The organism is Nocardioides carbamazepini (genome assembly GCF_024614185.1).
Taxonomy (GTDB): Bacteria; Actinomycetota; Actinomycetes; order Propionibacteriales; family Nocardioidaceae; genus Nocardioides; species Nocardioides carbamazepini.
In genome coordinates, this window is sequence record NZ_JAHTLF010000022.1 from 1 (window position 1) to 866 (window position 866).

Here is an 866-nt window from a genome sequence, read left to right on the forward strand (position 1 = left end):
CCTATTGGGTTGTGTAGCCGCCGTCGAGGACGAGTTCGGATCCTGTTGCGAAGGATGATTCGTCGGAGGCGAGGAAGAGCGCGCCGTAGGCGATTTCTTCAGGCGTGCCCATCCGGCCGAGTGGTGTCGCGGCGATCAGTGCCGGCTGGAACTCGGCCGGCACTTCCTCCTCGACCATGCCGGTGTCGATGACGCCGGGGTGAATCGAGTTGATCCGGATGCCTTCGGGCGCGTACTGGATCGCTGCGGTCTTGGTGAGGATGCGGACCGCGCCCTTGGTGGCCTGGTAGGCAGCAGCGGCCCCGCTGCCGATCAGGCCATAGATCGAGGAGACGTTGATGATGGAGCCGCCGCCGGATCGGCGCATGGCCGGCAGCGCGTTCTTCATCCCCAGCCAAACGCCGGTCTGGTTGACCGACACGATCTGGTTCCACTGCTCGAGCGATGTCTCCTCCACGCCCGCCATGTTCAAGATGCCGGCGTTGTTGACCAGAACGTCGAGGCGGTCGAAGACGTCGAGGGTTTCGGCAACTGTCCGCTCCCAGTCGGCCTCGTCGCTGACGTCGAGGCGGGTGGCCAGCACTGAGGCCCCCGCATCGCGGAGTTCCTTCTCCACCGAGGCCAAGGCGTCCTCGCGGATATCGGTGATGACCACCGACGCTCCTTCGGAGGCGAACAGCCGTGCCTCCGCCGCGCCTTGCCCACGGGCGGCTCCGGTGATGATCGCGACCTTGCCGTCCAGTCGATGTGCCATGACTTGCCGTCCTAACTTGATGTGAGATCCGCAAGCGCGTTCGCGCTGGGATTGGGCCGTTCGAGGGAGTGAATGTGGTGAATCAGGCTGGGGAGTTGCGCTGCGGCTTCTG

At 64.9% G+C, this 866-nt stretch carries 1 protein-coding gene; it reads right to left on the bottom strand.

Annotated elements, in window-relative coordinates:
- Position 1: 1 nt before the first annotated feature.
- Entirely contained in the window at positions 2–754 is a 753-nt protein-coding gene (locus tag KVF89_RS24290) for a glucose 1-dehydrogenase (protein ID WP_257429356.1), read from the bottom strand.
- Positions 755–866 lie beyond the last annotated feature (112 nt).